At 71.3% G+C, this 4,424-nt stretch carries 6 protein-coding genes and 1 tRNA gene; 3 read left to right on the forward strand and 4 right to left on the reverse strand.

Features of this window, described 5'->3' with window-relative positions:
• Together ACESL7_RS13425 and ACESL7_RS13430 are read right to left on the reverse strand one after the other, a co-directional pair.
• On the reverse strand, nucleotides 1–312 hold a 312-nt coding region (locus ACESL7_RS13425), incomplete at its 3' end, for a PLP-dependent transferase (RefSeq protein ID WP_372893817.1).
• 278 nt (nucleotides 313–590) lie between these two features.
• Nucleotides 591–666: transfer RNA gene (locus ACESL7_RS13430), tRNA-Val, on the reverse strand.
• 135 nt (nucleotides 667–801) lie between these two features.
• Here ACESL7_RS13430 and ACESL7_RS13435 point away from each other — a divergent pair.
• Both ACESL7_RS13435 and ACESL7_RS13440 read left to right on the forward strand, forming a co-directional pair.
• Nucleotides 802–1,635 carry a bifunctional allantoicase/(S)-ureidoglycine aminohydrolase gene (locus ACESL7_RS13435; protein ID WP_372893818.1) on the forward strand — a complete coding sequence of 278 codons (834 nt, stop codon included), beginning with the start codon at nucleotides 802–804 and terminating at the stop codon, nucleotides 1,633–1,635.
• A gap of 23 nt (nucleotides 1,636–1,658) precedes the next feature.
• Nucleotides 1,659–2,654, forward strand: coding sequence for a hypothetical protein (locus tag ACESL7_RS13440; RefSeq protein ID WP_372893819.1), 996 nt, complete (start codon nucleotides 1,659–1,661; stop codon nucleotides 2,652–2,654).
• Between the two features lie 265 nt (nucleotides 2,655–2,919).
• Here ACESL7_RS13440 and ACESL7_RS13445 read toward each other — a convergent pair whose 3' ends face one another.
• Complete coding sequence (locus tag ACESL7_RS13445; protein ID WP_372893820.1) at nucleotides 2,920–3,300, reverse strand: HesB/IscA family protein; 381 nt, start codon at nucleotides 3,298–3,300, stop codon at nucleotides 2,920–2,922.
• A gap of 72 nt (nucleotides 3,301–3,372) precedes the next feature.
• Nucleotides 3,373–3,735, reverse strand: a complete 363-nt coding sequence (locus ACESL7_RS13450) for an SUF system Fe-S cluster assembly protein (RefSeq protein ID WP_372893821.1) — start codon at nucleotides 3,733–3,735, stop codon at nucleotides 3,373–3,375.
• A 122-nt stretch (nucleotides 3,736–3,857) separates the two neighbouring features.
• Here ACESL7_RS13450 and ACESL7_RS13455 point away from each other — a divergent pair, with 122 nt between their 5' ends.
• Nucleotides 3,858–4,277 (forward strand): DUF6525 family protein, encoded by a 420-nt coding sequence (locus tag ACESL7_RS13455; RefSeq protein WP_372893822.1) that lies wholly within the window; start codon nucleotides 3,858–3,860, stop codon nucleotides 4,275–4,277.
• Nucleotides 4,278–4,424 lie beyond the last annotated feature (147 nt).

The following is a 4,424-nucleotide window of genomic DNA, read 5'->3' on the forward strand; positions in this document are numbered from 1 at the left end:
CAGCCCCGGTCCCATCAGCGGGAAGAGCGCCATGATCTGCGCCGCGTGCCCCGAGGAGCAGCAGACCGCGCCCGCGCCGCCCTCCAGCGTCGCCATGCGTTCCTGCAGCACCGCGACGGTGGGGTTGGTCAGGCGGGAATAGATGTAGCCCACCTCCTGCAGGTTGAAGAGCGCCGCGGCGTGATCCGCGTCGCGGAAGACATAGGCCGTGGTCTGGTAGATCGGCGTCTGCCGCGCGCCGGTCGCCGGGTCCGGACGGCTCCCGGCGTGGATCTGCAGCGTATCGAATCCGTAGGCGGGTCCGTCGGACATCTGCGTTCTCCCCTGTTGCTTGCCCCGCGGGCATCGCCGGAGGTGTAGGGCCTTTCTCCCGCGTGCTCAATCGCGCGGGCCGGAGACGCGGGAAAAAGGACGCGGGCGGCGGCGGGGCCTCTGCCGGTGGACCGGCGGTTCGCGGCCGGCGGTCGCCATGGATCCGCGTCCCGCCGCCGGGGGTGTCGCGCGGCCTCCTGTTCTCGGGCGCATCGACGGGGCGTCGCACCACCGCCGCGGGGCCGGGCGGCCGCATCGCCGAGTTGCTCCGATGCGCGTGGTGGGCGGTGACGGACTCGAACCGCCGACATCCTCGGTGTAAACGAGGCGCTCTACCAACTGAGCTAACCGCCCTCGCCGCCGGCGTTTAAGCAGCCCGGGCGCTGCTGGCAAGAGTGCAGGGCGCCGTGGCCGGCCCGCAGCCCCGACGCGCGCGCCCCCTTGCAGCGCACGCCGCCCGGCGCGACAGTCGCAGGCGGAGGGACCGACATGACACGACGCTACGCCGCGCCCCCCGGGGGGCATCCGCCGCAGTCCGACCTGCTCACCGGTCGGGCCGTCATGACCGACGCCTATGCCGTGATCCCGCGCGGCGTGCAGCGTGACATCGTGACCAGCCGCCTGCCGCACTGGGAGGGCACGCGCCTCTGGATACTCGCGCGCCCGCTCTCGGGTTTCGCCGAAACCTTTTCGCATTACGCGATGGAGGTGGCACCCGGCGGCGGCGCGGACCGGCCGGAAAGCGACCCGCGGGCAGAGGGCGGGCTCTTTGTCACCGATGGGGAGCTGCGCCTGCGGAGCGGCCACCTCGACGAGCGGCTCGGACCGGGAATGTTCGCCTATCTCCCGCCCGGCGCCGACTGGCGGCTGCGCGCGGACGGGGAGGCGCCGGCGCGCTTCCACTGGATCCGCAAGGTCTGGACGCCGGTCGAGGGCCTCGCGCCGCCCGAGGCCTTCGTCGCCGACGAGGGGGAGATCGCGCCCGACCCGATGCCGGGAACCGAGGGGCGCTGGGCCACCACGCGCTTCATGGATCCCGACGACCTCCGCCACGACATGCACGTCACGATCGTGACGCTGGCGCCCGGCGCGGCGATCCCCTTTCTCGAGACGCATGTGATGGAACACGGTCTCTACGTTCTGGAGGGACAGGGCGTCTATCGCCTCAACACGGACTGGGTCGAGGTGGAGGCCGGGGACTTCATGTGGCTCCGCGCCTTCTGCCCGCAGGCCTGTTACGCGGGCGGGCCCGGGCCCTTCCGCTACCTGCTCTACAAGGACGTGAACCGCCATGCGCCCCTCGGCCCGGTGGTGGCGGGCTGAAGCGCGTCCGACCGGGGGGCGGCATGATCGCGGACATCGGTGGCTTCGACATCGTGGTGGTCGGGCAGGCGGGGCGGCTCGGCTACGAGGCGGCGCTCTTCGCGGCCTCGCTGCGTCAGCGCAGCCCGGCCTTCGCCGGGCGCCTCTTCGTGGCCGAGCCGCAGCCCGGCCCGCTCTGGCCGCGTGATCCGCGCATCCGCTGCACGGCGACGCGCGCGCTCCTCGACGAGCTCGGCGCCGAGATCCTCCCCTTCGAGAGTAGGCACTTCGGCCACGCCTATCCCTACGGCAACAAGATCGAGGCGCTCGCCGCGCTGCCCGGGGGCCGGCCCTTCGTCTTCTTCGACACCGATACGCTCATCCTCGACGAGGTGACGCAGGTGCCCTTCGACTTCGACCGCCCGGCGGCCTCGCTGCGGGTCGAGGGGACATGGCCGAAGATCGAGCTTTACGGGCCGGGCTACACCGCGATCTGGAAATCGCTCTACGACCGCTTCGGGCTCGACTTCGAAAGCTCGCTCGACCGCACGCAGCCCGACGAGCACTGGCGGCGCTATCTCTATTTCAACGCGGGCTTCTTCCACTACCGCTGCGCGCAGACCTTCGGGCGGCGCTTTCTCGAGATCGCGCTTTCGATCCGCGACGACCCGCCGCCCGAGCTCGTGCTGCAGAGCCTCGACCCCTGGCTCGACCAGGTCGCGCTGCCGCTCGTGATCCATGGCCTCGGCGGCGGACGCGACGCCCTGGACCCCGGCTGGATCGACGGGCGGACGAGTTGCCACTACCGCCTTCTGCCGCTCCTCTACGCGCGCGAGCCCGACCGCGTGGTCGAGACGCTGGAAGAAGTCGCCGCCCCCAACCGTATCAAGGCGGTCCTCAAGCTCCACGAGCCGTTCCGCAAGATGATCTACCATCGCCAGGGCCGGAAGGTCCGGGCGATGTTCGACCGCGACGACCTTCCCCGCCGCGAGCAGGCCCTGCGCAACCGGATCAAGCGCGCCGGCTTCTGGATGCGCTGACCCCGCGCGCCCGATCGTGCCGCTCCTGGGCGGCGCGCGCTGCCGCGCGCAAGATCTCTGGCACTTCGTGCGGTTTCGGGGGCGCTGCCCCCGAACCCCCGGAGTATTTTGTCCAAGGCGATGGTATCGGGGCGCGGGGCCGGGCCCCATCATCTTGGCCGAAATACTCCGGGGGGAGTCGCGCCCCGCGGGCGCGACGGGGGGCAGCGCCCCCCTTCTGTGCGCGCCGCGCCGTCGTCGGCCGCGCAGCGTCCGCGGTCGGCGATCAGCCGCCGGCCTGCTCGGCCTTCAGCTCCTCGACGTCCTTGAACTTGATCGACTCCCCGCAGCCACAGGCGTCGGTGACATTGGGGTTCCTGAACTGGAACCCGGATTCGAGGAGCGCCGTCTGGTAATCGATCTCGGTCCCGAAGAGGAACATCTGCGCCATCGGCGCGATCAGGACGCGGGCGCCGTCCTGTTCGACGACTTCGTCGTTCGGGTCGGGCGTGTCCACGTATTCCATGGTGTATTCCATGCCCGCGCAGCCGCCCTTCTTGACGCCGATACGCAGGCCATGGCGCCCGTCACGGTCCATGAGTTTCGTGATCTGGGTGACCGCCGCCGGGGTTAGGGTGACGGCCTGCTTGCCGGGAATGCCGAACATCTGGCCTCCTTTGCCTTTGGCTCGAAGATAGGCTCCGGGGCCCCGCGGCTCAATGGCCGAGACGGCCCGCCCTTACATGAAGCCGAGTTCGAGCCTGGCCTCGTCGCTCATCATGTCCATGCCCCAGGGCGGATCGAAGACGAGGTCCACGTCCACCTGCCTGACGCCCGGGAGCGGCTCGATCGCGTCGGCCACCCAGCCCGGCATCTCGCCGGCGACGGGACAGCCCGGCGCGGTGAGGGTCATGATCACGTGCACCGCGCCATCCTCCGCGATCTCGACCGTGTAGATCAGGCCGAGGTCGAAGATGTTCACGGGGATTTCCGGGTCGTAGACGCCGCGCAGCGACTCGACGATCTGGTCGTAGAGGGGGTGGTCCGTGCTGGACGGCTTGATCAGCGGCGCGCCCTCCAGCGGCTGGGTTGCATCGTTCATGGGGATCCTCGCCCGGTCTTTCAGACAAGAAACATAGGGAATGAAGGCGCGAGCGTAAAGGGAGCGCGGTTGTTGCCGGCGGGCCGGGGCGGCATATCTTGCGGGAAGGATACCGGCGGACGATGACGATGCGACGGGTGAGCCGCACGCTCTCGAAGACGCTGCGCCGCCTCCGGCGGCCGGCGCACCGGCGGGCCGGTGCCAACGCGGCCGCCAGCACGCTGCTCGGCCGGTCGGGCGAGAATCCGCTTGCCGATTACGACGATCTGCCCGCGCCGCTCCGGCAGTGGCTCGCCGAGGCGGCGATGCCGTGGTCGCCGCGCTCGGCGCTGCGCATCTGGCAGCGCGTGCTGCGCCGCTCGGGCGGCGATGTCGCCAGGGCGCAGGCGGAGATGAGCCGGATCGAGGCCGAGCGCCTCGCCGAGGACGTGGCACGCGTCTGGGGGCCGCAGCATCCCTATCTCGCGTCCCGGCCCGGGCGCGACCGGCCGGGGGTGCGCGCCCCGTCGGCGCCGGAGGTGCGCCGACACCCGCGCCGGTGAGCTGCGTCTCCGTGACGGGCGCGGCGCCCGCGCGGTGCCTCACTCCGCGCTGCGCGTGCCCGTGCTGCGCCGTCTGCGCACCGGCGTCGGGCGCACGCGGCGCTCGATCTCGTCGTAGAGGAGGCCGGCGACGTTCTTTCGGCTGAC

It is taken from the genome of Rhodosalinus sp. (assembly GCF_041685465.1).
Taxonomy (GTDB): Bacteria; Pseudomonadota; Alphaproteobacteria; order Rhodobacterales; family Rhodobacteraceae; genus Rhodosalinus.